This is a genomic window from Carnimonas nigrificans ATCC BAA-78 (assembly GCF_000526695.1).
In the GTDB taxonomy this organism is placed as follows: Bacteria; Pseudomonadota; Gammaproteobacteria; order Pseudomonadales; family Halomonadaceae; genus Carnimonas; species Carnimonas nigrificans.
Genome location: NZ_JAGO01000018.1, coordinates 1 through 20,566 on the forward strand (window position 1 = coordinate 1; position 20,566 = coordinate 20,566).

A 20,566-nucleotide genomic window follows, 5' to 3' on the forward strand; every position below is an offset into this window, starting at 1 on the left:
GTGCTAGAACACTCTAATCTCGATTATCTTAATCTCACCCGCCTGATACAGAATAAAAGGCGTTGCTCGTAAGAGCAGTGGTGAGTGACGTTGCCGTCCGAATCGAAACGAGCGCCCACACAAATTGTCTGATCGATTTTTTAAAGAGCGTTGAAAGAAGCGGTGAACTGCTCCGTTCAAGTGGATGCGTATTCTACGCAATCCTGAGTGGAAGTCAACTGCTTTTTTGTTTTCGTTAACGTTTCCGTTAATTCAACAACTCAGCGATTTTCTTCCGGAAATCAACAACTTGAAAACCTTGCTGACTTCCTCGTTGAGGCCCTGCCCCAGCGATGGAGGCGTACTATAGAGGTTTCCCCGCCCTTACGCAATAGCTTATTTCAAATTTATGACATTCAATTCATTCAGCTCAGCTTGGGTATCAATGCGGAGAGCAAAACAAGCACGACCAACGGGATGGCAACATAGCGAGTCACACCTACCCACACTCGGTATCCCGACTCTCCTGCCCCCAGCGCACTCACTGCTTTATGACGCGCCAGTACATTGGTAGCAAACCAGGCGATCATCAACCCACCAAGCGGCAGAAAGATATCAGGTGGCACGCTGGTCACCAGATCAAAGAAGGTCATCCCTGCGATGGGCCTGACATTCGCCAGCGTCGAAAAGGAGAGCGCCGGCAGCAGTCCTGCGGCCCACACACAAATACCCACAATAAGTGCCGCGACAGGACGCGAAAGCTTGCCAGCACTAAGGGAGGCCACCATCGGTTCAGCGAGATTGATGGAAGAAGTCCAGGTCGCTAACAGCAACAGAAGGAAGAAGGCTGCCAAAAGCGGCACACCGAAAGGCATGGATGAAAAGGCAATCGGCAGCGCCACAAACATCAGACCTGGCCCACTGGTGGGATCAAGGTGGTGCGAGAAAACCACCGAGAAGATTGCAATGCCTGACAGCACTGCGACCAGCACATCCAGCGCCGCCACAATCACCACCGCCTTCACAAGGCTTTGATCCTCCGGCATATAGGCACCGTAAGCCATCAGCGCGCAAGCGCCGATCGCCAGCGTGAAGAACGCATGCCCCAGCGCATTCACCACAACCAATGGCGTCAGATCCGTAAATTTAGGCGAAAACAGCCACGTCAATGCATGAGCAAATCCTGGCGTTGTCGCTGCATAGACCACCAGAACAACCAGCAACAGATACAGTAGAGGCATCAGCCAGTTGTTCAGCCGCTCCAGCCCCGACGAGACGCCCATCGCTACTATCACCATCGTTAAGATCATGAACAGCGAGTGATTCAGCACGACCAGCCAAGGGTTTGCCAAGAAAACATCAAGCGCCTGACTTATCACATCAGGGGATGCACCGGCAAACCTGCCACGCACTGCACTCAATAGATATTCAATCGACCATCCCGACACGACTGAATAGAACGATAGCACCAGAAAAACCGTAAGCAGCCCAAAGCCTGCTACCCACGACCACTTGGCAGAACGCCCTTGCTCTCTAGCCAACGCGGCCAGAGCCTGAATGGGAGGACGTCGCCCCGCTCGCCCAATCATGATCTCGGCGATCATCACAGGAAGCCCCATGGCGAGCACAAAGAAGACATACAAAAGGAAGAACAGCGCTCCCCCGTTTTCACCGGCCACATAAGGGAAACGCCAGATATTGCCGAGGCCGACTGCGGCGCCTGTTACCGCTAAGATAAAGGCCCGCCGGGAACTCCAGCGATCAACCACTTCACTCATGACGTATCCTTGGATATTTGTATGCTTCTATATGGGCGCACAATTTATCAGAGGCTCACGCGAAACGCTGTATTCGCAGGGCAATGTAATTGAAAGCGACCCCATTCAGCCCCATGTGACCTTAAACAGTCACGTATACATGAGGAACAGCAATGTCCAGCAACCCTCTACTCGAACGCCATGAACTACCGCCTTTTGACGCGATCAAGCCCGAACATATTGAACCCGCTATTTCGCAGTTGATTGATGCCCATAAAAAAGCGGTAGATGACATTGTTGCGAGCGGTCAGGTGAGCTGGGATGCGCTGGTCAAGCCGCTGGAAGATGCCGGAGAAGAGCTTGCCCAGGCATGGTCACCTGTTTCCCACCTGAATTCAGTGGCCAATTCACCTGAATTACGTGAAGCGTATCAGGCCTGTCTTCCCAAACTATCCGAGTTCAGCACCTGGATGGGGCAGCACGAAGGTCTTTTTGAAGCGTACAAGGCACTTCGTGAAAGCGACGAATTTGCCACCCTTGACGAGGCACAGCGCAAGTCGATCGACAACACGCTCCGCGACTTCCGCCTGGCGGGCGTTGATCTGCCTGACGCCGACAAAAAACGCTACGGCGCCATTCAGACGCGCCTTTCCGAGCTTTCCAACACCTTCGCCAATAACGTCCTTGATGCCACTCAAGCATGGCACCTCGATATTGGCGAGAACCAATTGGCGGGGCTGCCAGAAAGCGCCCGTGACGTGCTGCGCGCCAATGCCGAGGCCAAAGGCGCAGATGGCTATCGCGTCACACTCGACTTCCCCAGCCTGCTGCCCGTATTAACCTACGCCGACGACCGCGAGCTGCGCCAGCAGGTACAGGAAGCGTTCGTTACCCGTGCGTCAGACCAAGGCCCCAACGCGGGCGAATTCGATAACTCTGAGGTTATGGCGGAAATCGTCACGCTCCGTCAGGAGCTGGCACAACTGCTCGGTTTCAAGACTTATGCCGACCTATCGCTAGCGACCAAAATGGCGGATTCGCCGCAGCAAGTGCTTCACTTCCTGAATGATCTTGCCAAGCGTGCCAAACCGCAGGCGGAACGTGAATATGCTGAGCTGGCGCAGTACGGCAAAGAGACGCTCGGTATCAATAAGCTGGAAGGCTGGGACTCCACCTACGCCGCTGAAAAACTGCGCGAGGATCGCTATGCGATCTCCCAGGAGCAGCTGCGCCCCTACTTTCCTGCCCCCAAGGCCATCGAGGGCTTGTTCAAAGTCGTTCATCGTCTCTACGGCATTGAGTTTGCGGAGCGCACTGATATACCTGTCTGGAATGACGACGTGCGTTACTTCGAAATACGCGATAACGGCAGCTTGATTGCTGGCTTCTATCTCGACCTGTATGCCCGCGAAGGCAAGCGCGGCGGTGCCTGGATGGATGTTTGTCGTACCCGGCTACGGCGTAAGGATGGCACCCTACAACATCCGGTTGCCTACCTGACCTGCAACTTTACGCGCCCGGTAGGCGATAAGCCCGCGCTACTCACCCATTCGGAAGTGACGACGCTCTTCCACGAGTTCGGCCATGGCCTGCACCATATGCTGACGCGCCAGGAGATCGCGGAAATTTCCGGCATCAGTGGGGTGGCATGGGATGCTGTCGAACTGCCCAGCCAGTTCATGGAGAACTTCTGCTGGGAGCGTGAAGGACTCGACTTGATTACTTCTCATGTGGATACCGGAGAAACGCTGCCGGACGAGCTCTATCAGAAGCTGCTGGCCGCGCGCAACTTCGAATCCGCCATGCAGATGATGCGCCAGCTTGAGTTCTCGCTGTTTGACTTCCGCCTGCACCATGAACTACAGCATCCTGACAGCGCCGCTATTCAGAAAATGCTCGATGACGTGCGCGCTGATGTTGCGGTAACACCGCAAACCTCATACAACCGCTTCCAGCACGGTTTTGCGCATATCTTCGCGGGAGGCTACGCTGCGGGCTATTACAGCTACAAGTGGGCGGAAGTACTCTCCGCTGATGCCTACTCGGCCTTCGAAGAGGCGGGCGTTTTTGACCAGACGACCGGTCAGCGCTTTAGAAGTGAAATACTTGAGCGCGGCGGTTCGCGTGATGCCAAGGAGCTGTTCGAGGCTTTCCGAGGCCGCGAACCCAGCATTGATGCGCTGCTTCGCCACTCAGGCATCAACAACGCGGCCTAAGGTAGCCACGGCACAAGGCCCGCACAGTGCGGGCCTTCGCTTTTACATGCAGGAAATCATCATGACCGCCAAAAAACGCTTTATTGCCGGTGCCGTGTGCCCGCGCTGTGCTGCGATGGACACGCTAAAAGCGTGGGAGCAAAACGGTATTCGCTATAGAGAATGCGTGGATTGCGACTTCTTTGAGCAGCTACCGCTGGAGCAACAGCAAGGCGTAGAAGAGCTGGAAACGCGAGTGAACAAGCCAGCGCCTGCTGAACCCGCCGATGAACTTCAGACGGTTCGTATTCTTGACCCAGGCACGATCACCCGCCACTGACCCTACCCAGTGCCATTAGCGGCCAAGCGTTTCAAGAATTTTCAGGGTAGGTTCAGACTGATTCAACGTATAGAAGTGCAACGCAGGCGCACCGCCCTCCACCAAACGCTCACACAGTCGCGCCACCACGTCATGCCCGAAGGCGCGCACGCTCTGCTCATCATCAGCGTAGGCTTCCAGCTGTTTTTCGATCCAGCGAGGAATGCCCGCGCCGCATACCGAGGAGAAGCGCAACAGGCTCTCCACTTTGGTGATCGGCATGATCCCCGGGATGATCGGTTGATCGACGCCATGGGCTTGTGCACGTTCTACAAAGTGGAAATAGGCTTCTGCATCGAAAAAGTACTGAGTAACAGCCCGGTTAGCCCCCGCCTTCATCTTGTTCGCGAAGAAGTGCAGATCAGACTCAAAGGTTTTCGCCTGCGGGTGCATTTCAGGGTAAGCCCCCACCACGAGATCAAAGTAGTCACCGTGCCGCTCACGAATCAGCTCGACCAGCTGATTGGCGTAACGCAGCTCCCCCGCGCCCATCTGTCCTGATGGCATGTCACCGCGCAGCGCAACGATACGCTTGATGCCCTGCGCCTTATAGTGATCCAGCAGCCCACAAATCTCATCCTGATCGCTCGATATGCAGGAAAGATGCGGTACCGTATCAATGCCTGCTTCACGCAGTGCGAGGACGGTTTCCAAGGTCCGGTCACGCGTCGATCCTCCCGCACCGAATGTCACGGAGAAGAACTCGGGCTGCTTGGCTGCCAGGGCGTCACGCACCCCATGAAGCTTTTCGCGCCCGGCATCGGTACGCGGAGGAAAGAATTCGAAGCTGACGTTGAAGGACGAAGGCATGACAAAACTCGTTTGGTTCAAAGACATAGAGACGCTGGAACGGCACTGCACTCACATTCTGCCGACACACCTCATATAAAAGCCAATGGAAGATGGTCGGCATTGACTGACGGACAATCGCCCCCTCTAGCAAGAGCCGGAAGTGGGCACTTCCAGCAACAGCGAAACGGCATCAAGGCGCCAGCGTTACCTTGCTGGTCTGCCCTTTGCCAACGCTCACCTCTTGCTGGATCACCTGCTTGCCACGAGAGTAGGAATCTCCCTCGCTAACGTCCTTGTTGGCCGTGGTAATCAGGTAGTAGCTCCCCGCTGCCAGCCTATTAAACTCGAACTTGCCGGAATCGCCTCCCAGCGTGCGCACCGTATATTTCTGCGCGCGCGGATCAGCCGCAGAGATCTTGCGATTCTGCTGTAGGGCTTCATAAGCCTGACGAGAGTAGCTGGTAACAGGCACTGCGAGAATTTCCGGGCCGGTCATAGCGTAACGCTTGCCATCACGGGTAGAGAATACCTGCCCGACAATGCTGGAGGAACCAGAGCGCGCAAGCTGCTGATATTCATCAGCCGGGAAAGGAATACGCTGTACAGGCCCGGTAGGCGCCGGAGTTTCAGATGACACAGTGCTCGTCGTTGACTCGTCATCTGAGTGAAATACCGAGGAGACACTCTGACATCCGGCCAACGCTGCCAGTGAAACGCCCAGCAGCACCATGCGAAAGATGTTTTTCATCGTTTGTTACATCCCTGTCGACAACAATCATGAATCACGATGCAAGCATACCCGAGCACGAAGAGGATGTGTGGCTGAATTTTTACACAATATTGTTACACAACGGGCCGGAAGGAAGTACTGCGAGCAGGTAGAGATAAGGGAGGGGCATAAAAAAAGACCGCCACTCTGGAGAAAGCGACGATCTTAATGCCAATGGCTCGCTCTGCGGCGAGCGCTTAACTTCTTGCGCCTCATCAAGCGAAGAATTCTGTCGACAATCCTACCATTCAGCAGTAGCACATTCCAGATATAAGCACGCAAAAAATCCCTCTCCAAAGAGCGGAGAGGGTAAAGACCGTGACTAGCTTGATGAGGAGATGTCTTCGATTGACCCATGTCATTCGAGGACAAATGTGATGCTTGGCAACATCACAGGAGCCATATTACAGGCGTATAAATGAAAAAACAACACTAATGATAAATATTCTCATTAAATTGCCCAGCCCTATCATATTGCGGCGGACAAGCCAGCGCGCTAACGGGAATTCAACTCGGCCCACCACTTCGCATAGGTGCTGTTACGAGGATGCTTGCCTGTTTCATCCTCGGCACCATCTTCCCACCACACCGGCCCGCGCTCCCCCAGCGCTATTTTTGCCTCATTCACCGCATGCCGCGCCTGAGCTAAAGCAGTTGCACTCTCAGCATGCTTTGCTTCCTTGACTGCACGCCGCGCCCGCATCAGCTCATTCACCCACTGCTGTCGCGTTGCCTCATCAAGACGCGGATCGGTTTTCCGCCATAGCTTGTCCTTGGCGACAAAATAGCGGCCATCGGGCGTGGTCGGGTAAGAGGAAGGCGCCATAATCGAGAGGCTCTCCACCCAGAGTAGTGAAGGAGGAGTATAGGCCGGAAGCAGCAGCCAGCGACAATCTGCGCATGACGCTGTTATCTTCGGAAACAAAAAAACCGCCCCAGGTGGGGCGGCATAAAAGACCGTGACTAGCTTGATGAGGAGATGTCTTCAAAAGGTCAACGCCAGTTGATGACAAATGTGATGCTTGGCGAACATCACAGGAGCCATACTAGGGCCTTCCAAAAGACAATGCAACTCTAATGATAAAAATTATCATCTAAACCCATCATACTTCAGTCTCGTATCAGGTGCGCCCTTGAGCGTCGCCCACCTCACCTTGCTGCCCACAAAAATGCCGGTGCCATTCATTCTTAAGGGCACCGGCATTTGAGCGCTGTAGAAGCATGACCACTCAGGCGTTGAGCAACGCCTCTATTTTGGCAGGAGGCACAAATCCCGGCAGTCGTCCGACCTCTTCTCCGTTCCTGAACAGCAGCAGGGTTGGCGTTTGGCGTAACCGATGGGAGAAAAAGAATTCCTCACCGACGGTTTCCAGCTTCACCTTCCCTAGCGTAACGCCTTCGGTGGCAGCGCTATTAGCTACCTTGTCCAGCGATACTTCGAGCATTTTGCAGCCGGGGCAATCATCCTTGAAGAAGTCGACCAGCAGCGTAGGGTGATCCTTCAACGCCTGGGCGAACGCCTCAGCGGATGTGATCTCGACAGTGTTCATTACTCGCGGCGCTCCTTGCGGCCAGGACGCGGTGCGTCCATTCGATTATGGCATCACGATCACGCTGACCGTGCGGCATCTGTTCTATTTTAAGCAGTGGGTACGGTGATTCGAAGAAGGCAGCCATGCGCCTTACCGCCCCGCAGTAGTGCTCAGCTCCCCACTGTGTTTCACCGGTGCCGAACACAGCGGTATGGCGGGGCTTGCCCACCTGCTGATACAGCTCGGCGATAAATTCCTTCATTTCAGGCGGGGTGCGCCCATAGTTGTGCGACCAGGAGCCCAGCAGATACAGATCAAACTCGGCTTCCTCAAAAGGCTCGGGAACGACATCCTTCAACGACTCGATAGTGACGAACACCGCCGTGACAGAGTGCCCTGCCCCTTCCGCCTCATGCTGGATCAGCGCCGCTACCTCGCGGGTATTGCCGCTTAGCGAGTCATACGCCAGCAGGATTCTCATCACTGATCCCTCTTGCCGATCCCTTTTTACCAATCCCTTTTACCCAAGGGAGCTACGTGCCTTCGTTACTTCCGCCAATCGACTCACGCTGGCATCGCCTGGCGATACATCAATAGGCATGAAAAATCAGAGACAGCGTATGAACACGCCTCGCTCCTCAGAGGTCGTCAAAACCGTTATCCAGATTGGTCTTCTTGTAGCTTGAGTTACGCATTTCAAAGAAGTCGGTTTTGGTTTCGGTAAAGTTGTCAGCGTAGGCTTTGATCCAGGGCATCACGTTCTCATTGCTCTGGCTGTATATCTTCTCGATGCCGAGCATGCCTGCCATTTTATTGGCACGGTACTTCACATAGGTAATCATCTCGTCAACGTCGATGCCTTCGATGCCGTCAAGCACCTCCGCTGACCAGTTGGTTTCCAGCTCAATCGCGTGCTGGAACGCCTTGTGGGTGTATTCGGTGATCTCTTCACCCTGCAAGAACTGGTTCTCACCGATAATTGCGCGGATCAGCTCACTGATGAACTTGGAGTGCGCCAACTCATCGCGGTTGATAAAGCTGATGATTTTACCGGTGCCGGTCATGCGGTTTTGGCGCACCAGGTTGTAGAAGTACGCGAAGCCTGAATAGAAGTTGATGCCCTCAAGAATAGAGGACTGAATCAGCGACTTGACCAGATTGATCGGCGTTTTATCGAGCATGAAGTCGTTGTATGACTGCATGATCGGCTCGTTACGCTTGATAATCGTGGGATGGGTACGCGCCAGCTCGAACACGCGGTTCTGGTTCTGCAAATCGGTAATGGAGGCGAGCACATAGGAGTAACTTTCGTTATGAATCACCTCCTGCTGACCGATGATAGCCGCATTCGCGTGCGCCGCGGGGTCGGTGATGTACTCGGCCACGTTATAGATGAAACGCGTTTGCGGAGAATCCAGGGTAGCCAGCAATCCGATGATCGAATCGTAAGCGTTCTTCTCACGCGCCGACAGCTCGCCGTACTGCTTGGCATCCCCTTTCATATCAACTTCGTCGGGAATCCAGTAGTTGGTCGATAGCTCTTTATAGGCTCGGTAGAACGAAGGGTATGGAATATCGTTCCAGTTGAGCACACCGCTCGCCTTGCCATTGATGATGCCAGTGGCGCGGTTGGGGTTAAGCGGTTCGAGAATTTTGATGCGATCGAGCTGCGAGCTAGCGTTTTCAGTGGTCATGAAAAAGTGATCCGTTGGAAACAGCAACAGTGCCAAGGCGATGCCGGCACTGAAGAGATGGTGTCAAAAATGAATACGAGCAATGCCCCATTATGGCGGCGTCCTGATGACACATGGCTCATGACAGAGCGAAGGACGCACTACCTGATGGGTAAAAACCGGTTCGAGCATCAGGCAGAAAAACTGCGCTGCCGGGTCAGGCAAAGCGCAGCCATAAGCGTAAACAGCGCGGCTCGTCTAGTAATTACTAGTTGGCCGCGCCTTTGCTCCACTCCGTTAGCTGGAGCACCATTCGCATTCTTCGATATCCATGTCGTTGGAACGCACGTAGTAGGTGGTTTTCAGCCCTTCCTTCCACGCGGTCATATGCAGATCGAGCAGTGTGCTGGCGCGAATACTGCTGGGCACATAGAAGTTGAAGCTGATCGACTGGTCAACGTGACGCTGACGGCGGCCGTTCTGGCGCACGCTGGCAAACTGGTCAATCTTGTAAGCGCCCTCTTCGTAGAACGAGTAGGTATCCACCGAGAGATCGGGGGCGACGACCGGACGGCGATAGTCTTTCTTCTCTTCGTAATAGAAGACGCTGTAAATCGGGTCAATCGACGCAGTAGAGCCGGCAATCTGGGCGGTACTCATATTCGGCGCTACTGCCAGCAGGTACGCATTGCGCACGCCAAATTCAGCCACATTGGCCGCCAGTGTTTGCCACTCACTGCTGTCGTAATGACGACGCTCGAAGTATTCACCGGTATGCCAGTCGCTGCCCTTGAAGACCCTATAGGTGCCCTTCTCTTTCGCCAGCTCCATGCTCGCCTTGATGGCAAGGTAGTTGATGCGCTCATACAGCCCGTCGCAATACGCTTCCGCTTCCGGCGAGTTCCAGGTAATGCCCTTGAGCGCCAGCAGGTGGTGCCAGCCAAAGGTACCGAGGCCAATAGCGCGATATTTGCGGTTGGTAATCGTGGCCTGCGGCACGGGCAGTGAGTTGAGATCAATCACGTTATCGAGCATGCGCACTTCGATATTAATCAAGCGCTCAAGCACATCTTCATCCATCAGGTCTTCCGGCTCTGCGGTAACTGCGCGCCCCAGGTTGATGGAAGAGAGGTTGCACACCACGAAATCGCCCGCTTGCTTGGAGGTCACGATCTGATCGCCACTGATCACTTCCTGGATCATGCGCGTCGGGCTCATGTTCTGCAGGATCTCGGTGCACAGGTTACTGGAGTAGACCATGCCTTCATGCTTGTTCGGGTTCATGCGATTGACTTCATCGCGGTAGAACATGAAGGGGTTACCGGTTTCCAGCTGGCTGATCATGATGCGCTTGAAGATATCAATCGCCTTGACGATCTTGCGGCTGATGCGTTCGTCGGCCACCACTTCTTCGTACTTCTCGCGGAAGCTACCTGAGCCACGCTTTTCGTCGAAGAAGTCCTGAAGATACCAGCCTTTTTTCTCTTTCACTTCGTGCGGATCGAACAGATACCAATCACCGCGGCTTTCCACTTTTTCCATGAAAAGGTCGGGCAGGCAGACGGAGATAAATACGTCGTGGGCACGCAGGCGCTGATCGCCATTGTTCAGGCGCAAATCGAGGAACGCTTCGATATCGCGATGCCATACGTCGAGATAGACCGCGATGGCGCCTTTACGCTGTCCCAGCTGATCGACGCTGACCGCCGTGTTATTCAGCTGCTTGACCCACGGCACCACACCGCCGCTGGAGTTGGGCACGCCACGAATGGAGGAGCCAGAGCTGCGCACGTAGCCCAGGTAAGCGCCTACGCCACCGCCGTGCTTGGACACACGCGCAACGTCAGTGTTGCTGTCGTAGATACCCTGAAGGCTGTCGTCCACGGTGTCGATGAAGCAGCTTGAGAGCTGACCGCCGATTTTACCGGCATTGGCCAATGTCGGCGTTGCAACGGTCATGTAGAGGTTGGAGAGTGCCCAATAGGCTTCCTTGACCAGCAGCATACGCTTGTCGCGCGGTTTCTCGTCCTGCATCAGATAGAGGGCGATGGTCAGCCAGCGCTCCTGCGGCAGCTCATACACATTACGGGTGTGGTCAGTGGCCAGATAGCGGGTGGCCAGCAGGTAAAGGCCGTTATACGCGAACAGCTTGTCACGCTCAGGCTCAATCATTTTGCCCGCTTCGACCAGCTCATCCTTCGAATAATTGCGCAGAATGTCGCCCGAATAGATACCGCGTTCGCCCAGACTCTCCTGTAGACCAACGTAAGAGCCGTACTTGTCGTCGTCGTTGTAAAAGCGGTTTTTACTCGCCTTCTTGTACAGACGATTCAGATAGAGGCGCGCTGCAAACTTTTCCCACTCAGGGGTTGCCACATCCGTGCGCGATTCGGCCTCACGGATGAGATGGCTGACCATATCATCAGCAGCAATCTGCTCCTTACGCTCGATGAAACTGAACACCTTGCGCTTGTAGTCAGTAATATCGAGATCAGGAAATTCGCTGTGTACGCCATCCAGATAGCGCTCAAGTCGTGCGCGCTCGTAAGGCATTTGCCGCTTGCCGCCATCCTTCACCACTACCGTAGAAAAAGTGAAGGTGTTCGTATTTTGCTCAACGGTAGTTGATGTCATGGCGTAATGAGATCCTGTAAATCGAGTACTGGCTAGGCACACTGCGGCGTGGCGTCAGAGGTCGTAGCGAGGTTATGGGACAAGCGCCGACGTCGGTAAAGAAACACTAAAAAAGACCGAATCCGAGCTTGACAAACAACGTCGACAGCGCTTGTGTCTTGATCGCCCAGATACCAGATATGGTAATGAAATCTGCCGCCCATCACAATATGTAGTATCGCGACGGAAGGTAATGCTAAATAATGTAACTATCCACAGCGTATTTCCTGCCACTTCACTGCAACTCCCGCTGTCATGCGCCATGGTTCTTGGCATGTTCCAAAACGCCCTATTGTTACCCACCTTTTATTCCAGCTTTTGAAACACCTAATCCACAGGGTTATCCACAGATAGAATTGATTAATGGCAAGCCGATCGGTTTGAACAAAGGAGTCATTGGAAAGCGAGCAAGATGGTGCGTGGGAAGAGATAGCGTGATCGCTTTTCACCGCTACCGGCCAATAAAAACCCCGGCGCATGGCCGGGGTAGGGAGTACGGGCTTCAAGCCAGGAAGAAGCTACTCAAGATTCTCGGTGCGAGCATGGCGCTGCGAGTACGTGAAGTAGAACAGCAGCCCCACCAGCATCCATATGATGAACGCAACCCACGTCAGCCAGGCCAGGCTAAAGGCCAGAATCAGGCAGATGAGAACCGATAGCGGTCCCAGCACAAACGGCATCGGCATTGAAAACGAGCGTTTGATGTCCGGGCGACGCAGGCGCAGTACCGGCACCGCGACTGACATCAGAATAAAGGCCATCAGCGTGCCCATGTTAATCAGCTCTGCCAGGGTGCCGAGCGGCACAATCCCAGCGATCAGCGCGGCCAGAATACCCAGTCCCCAGGTAGACGTCACCGGAATCTGACGGTCATTTACCTTGGAGAGCACGGGCGGCAGCAGGCCATCGCGTGACATCGCGAATACCAGACGAGTCAGGCCATATGTCATCACCAGAATAACGGTAAGCATGCCGAGAATGGCTGCGATATTCACCAGATAGAACAGCCAGGTGACACCGGTACGCGAAATGACCAGCGCAATGGGGTCGTCTACGCCCACGAACTGGGCAAACGGCACAATACCGGTGGAGACCAGCGCTACCGACGCATACAGTACCGCACAGATAGCCAGCGAGCCGAGCAACCCGACCGGCAAGCTGCGCTGCGGATCGCTGACTTCCTCGGCGGAAGACGAGACGGCATCGAAGCCAATAAAGGCAAAAAACGCCAGCGCTGCACCGCTTACAATGCCTGACACACCGAAGGGCATGAAAGGCGTGAGGTTTTCAGGCTTCACATACCAAACGCCCACGATGACCACCATCAGCACCACGGCTACCTTGATCAACACCAGCAGGTTGTTGAAGCGCTTGGACTCACGGATACCGAGTGAAAGGATCGTGGTAATGAACAGCATCACCAAGCAGGCCGGCAGGTTAAACAGGGTTTGCTCACCGTTGGCGTTGATACCCGGAGCGCTGGTCAGCATGGCAGGCAGATGTATTCCCAACCCGCCTAGCAGCGACTGAAAATAGCCCGACCACCCGACTGACACAGCCGCCGAGGCCAGCCCGTATTCAGCAATCAAGCTCCAGCCCACGACCCAGGCCGCAATTTCACCCAGCGTGGCATAACTATAGGTGTAACCGGAGCCAGCCACCGGAATCATTGATGCGAATTCAGAATAGCAGAGCGCTGCAAGCGCACAGGCCGCAGCAGCCAACAGAAACGAGAGCGCCAGTGCAGGCCCTGCACGTTCCGCACCTAATCCAGTAACAACAAAAATGCCTGTGCCGACCATGGCTCCCAGCCCAAGCAACACCAGATCCGTGGTTGTTAGCACTTTCTTAAGCTGAGCGCCCTTTCTGGCATTGGGGCCTACCATTGTTTCTATTCTTTTTCGGCGTAATAAATTCATTGATGTTCCACGCTCGATTCCTGCGTTCCTTGATTCGGTTTAACCATATTTTGCCCGTGCGGCAACGACTACCTGCCACTGCACGGCAATTTACCGGCAGAGAACCACCACAAAGGGAATGGCAAGAAGTAGCCATAGAAGGCCAACTGGCGACAGTCGCAGCGAGCACCGTGTAGTGCTAGTTGATATTTTAGCCGCAGCGTGCACTGCCGCCAGCTTACCACTGCTTTAATTCTACTGTCGCTTGTTGGACTGAAATAACCTTCCCGATAGATGCAGGAAAAGAGCCGATATCATGCGGCCTATTTCCCTGGGAAGCCTGAAATATTGGGAAGAAGGCTCTCCTGCCAGACTGTGGATAAGCCTCCGGATAACCGTGAATCAAGCACTTACCGCATGCTGCGAATTAAGCTCCATCATTCCATCGAACGCTGCCGCATAGCGTTGTAGCGCGAATGGTTGTCACGCTAAAGCTTTCTGGTTTTGATTCCCCAATATCCGGGTTGGACATAGGCAGGCCGCTCAGACAGACCCAAACACAATGGCCCCACTCACCAGAGCGGGGCCATTATTATGCGGCTGAAGTCGCCGGATCAGATACCAGCGCTTTTACGCAACGCCTCGGCTTTGTCCACTTTCTCCCAAGGGAAGGCGGTGAAAGTTTCGGACTGACGCTCGCCCTGAGTATCAACCCACTCATAGGTGTGCTCGAAAGGCTCGCGACCAAAGTGGCCATAGGCGGCAGTCAATTGATACATCGGGTGCAGCAGATCAAGCATCTTGGTGATCGCATAGGGGCGCAGGTCAAAATGTTCGCGCACCAGCTCGATAATGCGCGCATCAGAAACCTTGCCGGTGCCAAAGGTATTGACGGACACCGATGTCGGCTCGGCCACACCGATGGCGTAGGAGACCTGAATTTCACAGCGATCGGCAAGCCCTGCGGCTACCAGGTTCTTGGCTACATAACGGCCTGCATAGGCAGCACTGCGGTCAACCTTGGAGGGGTCCTTGCCAGAGAACGCTCCACCGCCGTGACGCGCCATGCCGCCGTAAGTATCCACGATGATTTTGCGGCCTGTCAGACCGGCATCGCCCACCGGGCCACCGATCACGAACTTGCCTGTCGGGTTGATATGGAAGCGCGTATTCTCGGTAATCCACTCAGCCGGCAGCACGTCACGAATAATCAGCTCTTCTACCGCTTTTTTAAGCTCATCCAGCGAGACACTGTCATCATGCTGAGTAGAGAGCACGACAGCATCGACGGCATTTGGCTTGCCATCTTCGCCATAACTGAAGGTCACCTGACTCTTGGCATCAGGACGCAGCCAGTTCAGCGTGCCATTCTTGCGCAGCTCTGACTGGCGCTGCACCAAACGGTGAGCGTAGTAGACCGGCGCCGGCATATAGGTGTCGGTTTCATTGGTGGCGTAACCAAACATCAGCCCCTGGTCACCCGCGCCCTGGTCTTCAGGCTTGGCGCGGTCAACGCCCTGGGCGATGTCCACACTCTGCTTGCCGATCATGTTAAGCACGCCACAGGTATCGCCATCAAAGCCTACCTGCGATGAGGTATAGCCGATATCGGTAATAACCTTGCGCACCAGCTCTTCAAGATCGACCCAGGCGTTGGTGGTAATCTCGCCCGCCACGATAGCAACGCCCGTTTTAACGAGGGTCTCACACGCTACGCGCGCTTGTTTGTCGCGTGCAATCAACGCATCCAGTACAGCATCGGAAATCTGATCGGCAATTTTGTCCGGGTGCCCCTCAGACACAGACTCAGACGTAAACAGAGAATACTCACTCATTAAATTCTTCGCCCTTATGTGGTTGTTAGCTAGATGATGCGGGGTGCACACAAGACGTGCTTAAGCACTGAGCGCTTTAGAGCAGGCAGCCTAACGATGGCAAGAGGAACAAGAGTGATCCAGAAAATCCACTGGCAAGCTGTGCTCAATAGAGATGGTTGTGGGTCGCCATCCATACGCACTCTAACATCATTGATAGTGGCGCCAGAGTCTACACCCAGCGCCAAAATGTGCCTAGCATGCGAACGGAATGAGGTTATTCATCGAGGTTGTCAGCTTTCTGGAAATATTACATTTTCTGGAGCGAATAGCGCGCGTTTTACCCTGCTTTTTCTCTGTCATTTCTCTTTTACTGCTCATGCGCCCTTCCCTCTTCTCACACCCGACGCGTAAAAAGAGTTGAAAAGAGCAACAGGGAGACGCATCAATAAGGGAGACGCTCAGCCATCAAGAGCGGGCCAGGTCGGTAGGTAAAAGTGACGATCGCGTGAAAATCGCCTTGGAAGCTACACAGTCACGACATTCACCTCTATTCTAGTAAAACTTGATCGACTCGGCAGTGCCGCGGGTTTCAACGCCTGTGAGCACCTCTTTGATCAGCCCTGACACCAAAGGCCCATGGTAACCTGCGGCAAAATTGCGTAAGTTTACTAACCAAACCGATCATTGGTGCAGAGCCTCATTCGTCACTCACTGTGAATATCAGGAGTTTGTAAGTCATGCCATCACATCGTCAGCTAGCCAACGCAATTCGCGCGCTCTCCATGGATGCCGTTCAGAAGGCCAATTCAGGTCACCCCGGTATGCCGATGGGAATGGCCGACATCGCTGAAGTGCTGTGGAACAACCACCTCAAGCATAACCCCAGCAATCCTCACTGGGCTGATCGCGACCGCTTCATTCTGTCCAACGGTCACGGCTCCATGCTGCACTATTCGCTGCTGCATCTGGCTGGCTATAACCTGTCTATCGAAGACCTCAAGCAGTTCCGTCAGACCGGCTCGAAAACCCCAGGCCATCCTGAATATGGCTACACCGACGGTATCGAAACCACCACTGGCCCGCTTGGACAAGGTCTGGGCAACGCCGTGGGCATGGCGATCGCCGAGCGTACCCTGGCAGCGCAGTTCAACCGTGACGGCCACGAGATCGTCAATCACCACATCTATACCTTCGCTGGCGACGGCTGCCTGATGGAAGGCGTTAGCCACGAAGTATGTTCGCTGGCGGGCACCCTCGGCCTCGGCAACCTGACCGTTTTCTATGATGACAACGGTATCTCGATCGACGGCGAAGTTGCCGGCTGGTTCACCGATGACACTGCCGAGCGCTTCAAAGCCTACAACTGGCACGTTATTGGCCCCATTGATGGCCATGATGCAGACGCCATTGATGCTGCCATCGTTGAATCGAAGAAAGTGACCGACAAACCGACGCTGATCATCTGCAAAACCGTGATCGGCTTTGGCTCACCCAACAAGTCTGGCAAGGAAGAGAGCCACGGCGCAGCACTGGGCGAAGACGAAGTAGCGCTTTCGCGCAAAGAGCTGGTATGGGAATCTGCAGCGTTCGAAATTCCACAGGAATACTACGACGCATGGGATGCCAAAGAGAAAGGCGCCAAGCTTGAGAAAGAGTACGACGAAAAATTCGCCGCCTATGCCAAAGCGCATCCTGAGCTGGCGGAAGAGTTCAAGCGTCGTGCCAGCAAAGAGCTGCCGAAGGACTTTGACGGCACCGCGCTGATCAAGGAATTCCAGGAAAAAGGCGAGAAGGTTGCATCACGCAAGGCGTCGCAAAACGTTCTGAACGAACTCGGCCCGGTTCTGCCCGAATTCCTCGGCGGTTCTGCTGACCTTGCACCGTCCAACCTCACCTTCTGGAACGGCGCCAAAGCGATCACCAAAGATGACTTCGCTGGCGGCTACCTGCACTACGGTGTGCGTGAATTCGGAATGGGCGCCATTGCCAACGGTATTGCCGTACATGGCGGCTTCATTCCTTACGACGCGACCTTCTTGGTATTCGTTGAGTACATGTTCAACGCCGTGCGCATGTCCGCGCTGATGCACACTCAGATGGTGCATGTATTCACTCACGACTCCATCGGTCTTGGCGAAGATGGCCCGACGCACCAGCCGATCGAGCAGCTCGAAGCCATGCGCGCCATCCCGAACCTCTACACTTGGCGTCCGGCTGACGGCGTTGAAACTGCCGCAGCGTGGGTCGATGCCCTGCACCGCAAGGATGCGCCCACCGCACTGGCGCTCTCTCGTCAGGGTCTCGCGGTACAGCCGCGTACCGATGAGCAGCTCGCCAATATCCGTCGGGGTGGTTACGTGCTGCGCGACAGCGAAGGTACTCCGGAGCTGATTCTGATCGCAACCGGCTCAGAAGTGGGTCTGGCGGTCGATGCTGCCAAGGAACTTGAAGGCAAGGGCCGCAAGGTTCGCGTCGTTTCCATGCCGTCTACCAACGTGTTCGACGACCAGGACTCTGCCTACAAGGAATCGGTACTGCCGAAAGAAATTCGCGCGCGCGTTGCCGTAGAAGCGGCTTCTGTCAGCGGCTGGTACAAGTACGTTGGCCTCGACGGCAAGGTACTCGGCATGAACAGCTACGGTGAATCCGGCAAGGCTGAAGAGCTGTTCAAGCACTTCGGCTTCACCGTCGAAAATCTGGTCAAGATTTCCGAAGAGCTGGTCGGTTAATTGCGCTATTCGCGTGACTGATTGATTTCCGCCCCGCTGGTCACGCACCATCGGGGCGGACGTATTTCTGGGCCTCTATACAGAGAGCCTTGGATAGAAACGAAAGCACCTTAGGAGCATGAGTATGACAGTGCGTCAATTGAGCGATATTGATCTCGCCGGAAAACGCGTTCTTGTTCGCGAAGACCTTAATGTGCCGATCAAGGATGGCAAGGTCGCGTCGGATGCTCGTATCCGAGCAAGTCTCGACACTATCAAGCACGCGAGTCAGGCGGGCGCCAAAGTGTTGCTGCTAAGCCATCTGGGTCGCCCGACCGAAGGCGAATTCGAGGAGCAGTACAGTCTTGCTCCCGTGGCCGAGCGTCTTGGCGAACTGCTGGGCCAGCCCGTGCGCCTGGTACAGGATTACCTCGATAGCGCGCCGGAAGTCAGCGATGGTGAAGTCGTGCTGCTGGAAAACGTGCGCTTCAACAAGGGCGAAAAGAAAGACGACGAAGCGCTTTCCAAAGCCTACGCAGAGCTTTGCGACATCTTCGTGATGGACGCCTTTGGTACAGCACACCGTGCGCAGGCGTCCACACACGGCGTAGCACGCTTTGCACCGGTGGCTGTTGCTGGCCCGCTACTGGCCTCCGAGCTGGCGGCACTTCACAAGGCCCTGGCCGAACCCAAGCGCCCGATGCTCGCCATCGTGGGTGGTTCCAAGGTATCGACCAAGCTGGAAGTGCTCAATGCGCTGTCGGAGAAATGCGACAAGCTGATTGTGGGAGGCGGCATCGCCAACACCTTCATCGCCGCAGCCGGCTATTCCGTCGGCAAATCGCTCTACGAAGCTGATCTGGTCGATTCTGCCAAGGCGCTGATGAGCAAGGTTGACGTTCCTATTCCTGAAGATGTTGTTGTCGCCAAAGAGTTTTCCGAGAGCGCCGAAGCAACGGTCAAGCCTGTCGATCAGGTCGCAGAGGATGACATGATCCTCGACGTAGGCCCTAAAACAGCCGCAACCTTCGCCGCGAGCCTCAAGGATGCCGGTACGATCCTGTGGAACGGCCCTGTCGGCGTCTTCGAAATAGACCAGTTTGCCAACGGCACCAAAGCGCTGTCGGAAGCGATCGCGGCCAGCGCAGGCTTCTCTATCGCAGGCGGCGGCGATACCCTTGCTGCCATCGACAAGTACGGCATTGCCGATCAGGTCTCCTATATCTCTACCGGCGGCGGTGCTTTCCTTGAATACGTGGAAGGCAAAACGCTTCCCGCAGTAGCAGCACTCGAAGCGAAGGCCAACTAAGCCGCCGCTCAGCATTGTCGCTATTGCGCACCAACGAACAGGGGCGTTCCACATGGAACGCCCCTGTTTTTAGCTATCGGTTTACCGTTGCCCGGTATTATCACTACCTTGCCTTAATGGTCGTGACTTCCCTTCATTGCAGCCACCATCTGCTCAGTGTTGTAGCGCATCATCGAGAGATAGTCGGCGGCTGGCCCCTGTTCAGTCGAGAGTGATTCCACGTAAAGCTCACCGCTGGGTTTGGCACCTGTGGCAGCCGCAATCTGCTTCACTAGGCGCGGATCGTTCGCGTTTTCAAAGAAGTAGGCGCTAATATGCTCGCGCTTTATCTGGCTGATTAAGGCTGCCACGTCACGCGCCGAGGCTTCAGATGAAGTGGAAAGCCCCTGCGGGGAGAGGAAGCTTACACCGTAGGCGTGCCCGTAATAGCCCAAAGCATCGTGGGAAGTCAGCACCTTGCGCTGTGCCTGGGGAACACTCTGGATCTCACTGCGAATATCACTGTCGAGCTGGTCAAGCTGATGACGATAGCGTGTCGCATTGGCCTTGTAGACTTCAGCACCGGCGGGGTCTTTTTTCTCCAGCGCTTGCTCGATGTTATCGACCCACAGCTTCACGTTCGCCACGTCATTCCACACATGGGGATCGCTACCGCCGTGACGGTGCTGATGATCGTCATCCTCTTCCGCAGCATCGAGAGGCTTGATGCCTTCCGATACGGTAATGGCGTGGGATTTGTAACCCGATGCCGACACCAGTCGATCCAGCCAGCCTTCCAGCCCCAAGCCACTCAGAAATACCAGATCAGCGTTATTCAAGCGTCCGGCATCCCGTGGGGTCGGCTCGAACTCGTGTGGATCACCGTTGGCCGGCACCAGAGAGCTTACCTTTACGCGGTCGCCCCCCACCTGCTTGACGACATCGGCCAATACGGAAAATGATGCTACAGCATTCAGCTGCGCGGCGCTGGCGGAACCAATGCTCGCGGCCAATGCGCCACACATCAGCACCATGGAAAGAACGGCTTTTCTCATCACGTTGACCATCACTTCTCGAAAGCTTGATTTAAAAATGTTATGAAATAA

Annotated in this window: 15 protein-coding genes; 4 read left to right on the forward strand and 11 right to left on the reverse strand. The window is 54.9% G+C overall.

The window, feature by feature from the left end; genetic code table 11:
* Positions 1–404: 404 nt before the first annotated feature.
* Positions 405–1,757: a sodium-dependent transporter gene (locus L881_RS0112150; RefSeq protein WP_025733953.1), complete on the reverse strand. Its 1,353-nt coding sequence runs from the start codon at positions 1,755–1,757 to the stop codon at positions 405–407.
* Between the two features lie 152 nt (positions 1,758–1,909).
* On the opposite strand from L881_RS0112150, the gene prlC reads away from it, so the two are divergent.
* A complete protein-coding gene (gene prlC / locus L881_RS0112155) occupies positions 1,910–3,952 on the forward strand; it encodes an oligopeptidase A (protein ID WP_025733954.1) in 2,043 nt (680 codons plus the stop codon).
* A gap of 61 nt (positions 3,953–4,013) precedes the next feature.
* On the forward strand, positions 4,014–4,271 hold the full coding sequence (locus tag L881_RS0112160) for a YheV family putative zinc ribbon protein (RefSeq protein WP_025733955.1): 258 nt from the start codon (positions 4,014–4,016) through the stop codon (positions 4,269–4,271).
* Between the two features lie 15 nt (positions 4,272–4,286).
* Here L881_RS0112160 and metF read toward each other — a convergent pair whose 3' ends face one another.
* The 9 genes from metF to metK all read right to left on the reverse strand — a co-directional run bounded on the left by metF (position 4,287) and on the right by metK (position 15,482).
* Complete coding sequence (gene metF / locus L881_RS0112165; protein ID WP_025733956.1) at positions 4,287–5,120, reverse strand: methylenetetrahydrofolate reductase [NAD(P)H]; 834 nt, start codon at positions 5,118–5,120, stop codon at positions 4,287–4,289.
* Positions 5,121–5,292: 172 nt separating this feature from the next.
* Positions 5,293–5,850, reverse strand: coding sequence for a hypothetical protein (locus L881_RS0112170; RefSeq protein WP_025733957.1), 558 nt, complete (start codon positions 5,848–5,850; stop codon positions 5,293–5,295).
* Positions 5,851–6,367: 517 nt separating this feature from the next.
* A complete protein-coding gene (locus L881_RS0112175; protein ID WP_025733958.1) occupies positions 6,368–6,697 on the reverse strand; it encodes a hypothetical protein in 330 nt (109 codons plus the stop codon).
* 403 nt (positions 6,698–7,100) lie between these two features.
* On the reverse strand, positions 7,101–7,421 hold the full coding sequence (locus L881_RS0112180; RefSeq protein WP_025733959.1) for a thioredoxin family protein: 321 nt from the start codon (positions 7,419–7,421) through the stop codon (positions 7,101–7,103).
* Positions 7,393–7,884, reverse strand: a complete 492-nt coding sequence (locus tag L881_RS0112185) for a flavodoxin (protein WP_025733960.1) — start codon at positions 7,882–7,884, stop codon at positions 7,393–7,395. The genes L881_RS0112180 and L881_RS0112185 overlap by 29 nt, the downstream gene beginning before the upstream one ends.
* Before the next feature lie 157 nt (positions 7,885–8,041).
* Complete coding sequence (locus tag L881_RS0112190; protein WP_025733961.1) at positions 8,042–9,097, reverse strand: ribonucleotide-diphosphate reductase subunit beta; 1,056 nt, start codon at positions 9,095–9,097, stop codon at positions 8,042–8,044.
* 276 nt (positions 9,098–9,373) lie between these two features.
* Complete coding sequence (locus L881_RS0112195) at positions 9,374–11,710, reverse strand: ribonucleoside-diphosphate reductase subunit alpha (RefSeq protein ID WP_025733962.1); 2,337 nt, start codon at positions 11,708–11,710, stop codon at positions 9,374–9,376.
* A 557-nt stretch (positions 11,711–12,267) separates the two neighbouring features.
* Complete coding sequence (locus L881_RS0112200) at positions 12,268–13,635, reverse strand: amino acid permease (RefSeq protein WP_245587977.1); 1,368 nt, start codon at positions 13,633–13,635, stop codon at positions 12,268–12,270.
* A gap of 626 nt (positions 13,636–14,261) precedes the next feature.
* A complete protein-coding gene (gene metK / locus L881_RS0112205) occupies positions 14,262–15,482 on the reverse strand; it encodes a methionine adenosyltransferase (RefSeq protein ID WP_025733964.1) in 1,221 nt (406 codons plus the stop codon).
* 719 nt (positions 15,483–16,201) lie between these two features.
* On the opposite strand from metK, the gene tkt reads away from it, so the two are divergent.
* Both tkt and L881_RS0112215 read left to right on the forward strand, forming a co-directional pair.
* On the forward strand, positions 16,202–18,193 hold the full coding sequence (gene tkt, locus L881_RS0112210; protein ID WP_025733965.1) for a transketolase: 1,992 nt from the start codon (positions 16,202–16,204) through the stop codon (positions 18,191–18,193).
* A 124-nt stretch (positions 18,194–18,317) separates the two neighbouring features.
* Positions 18,318–19,481 carry a phosphoglycerate kinase gene (locus L881_RS0112215; RefSeq protein WP_025733966.1) on the forward strand — a complete coding sequence of 388 codons (1,164 nt, stop codon included), beginning with the start codon at positions 18,318–18,320 and terminating at the stop codon, positions 19,479–19,481.
* 113 nt (positions 19,482–19,594) lie between these two features.
* On the opposite strand, the gene L881_RS0112220 is transcribed toward L881_RS0112215, so the two are convergent.
* Complete coding sequence (locus L881_RS0112220) at positions 19,595–20,515, reverse strand: metal ABC transporter substrate-binding protein (protein ID WP_084055499.1); 921 nt, start codon at positions 20,513–20,515, stop codon at positions 19,595–19,597.
* Positions 20,516–20,566 lie beyond the last annotated feature (51 nt).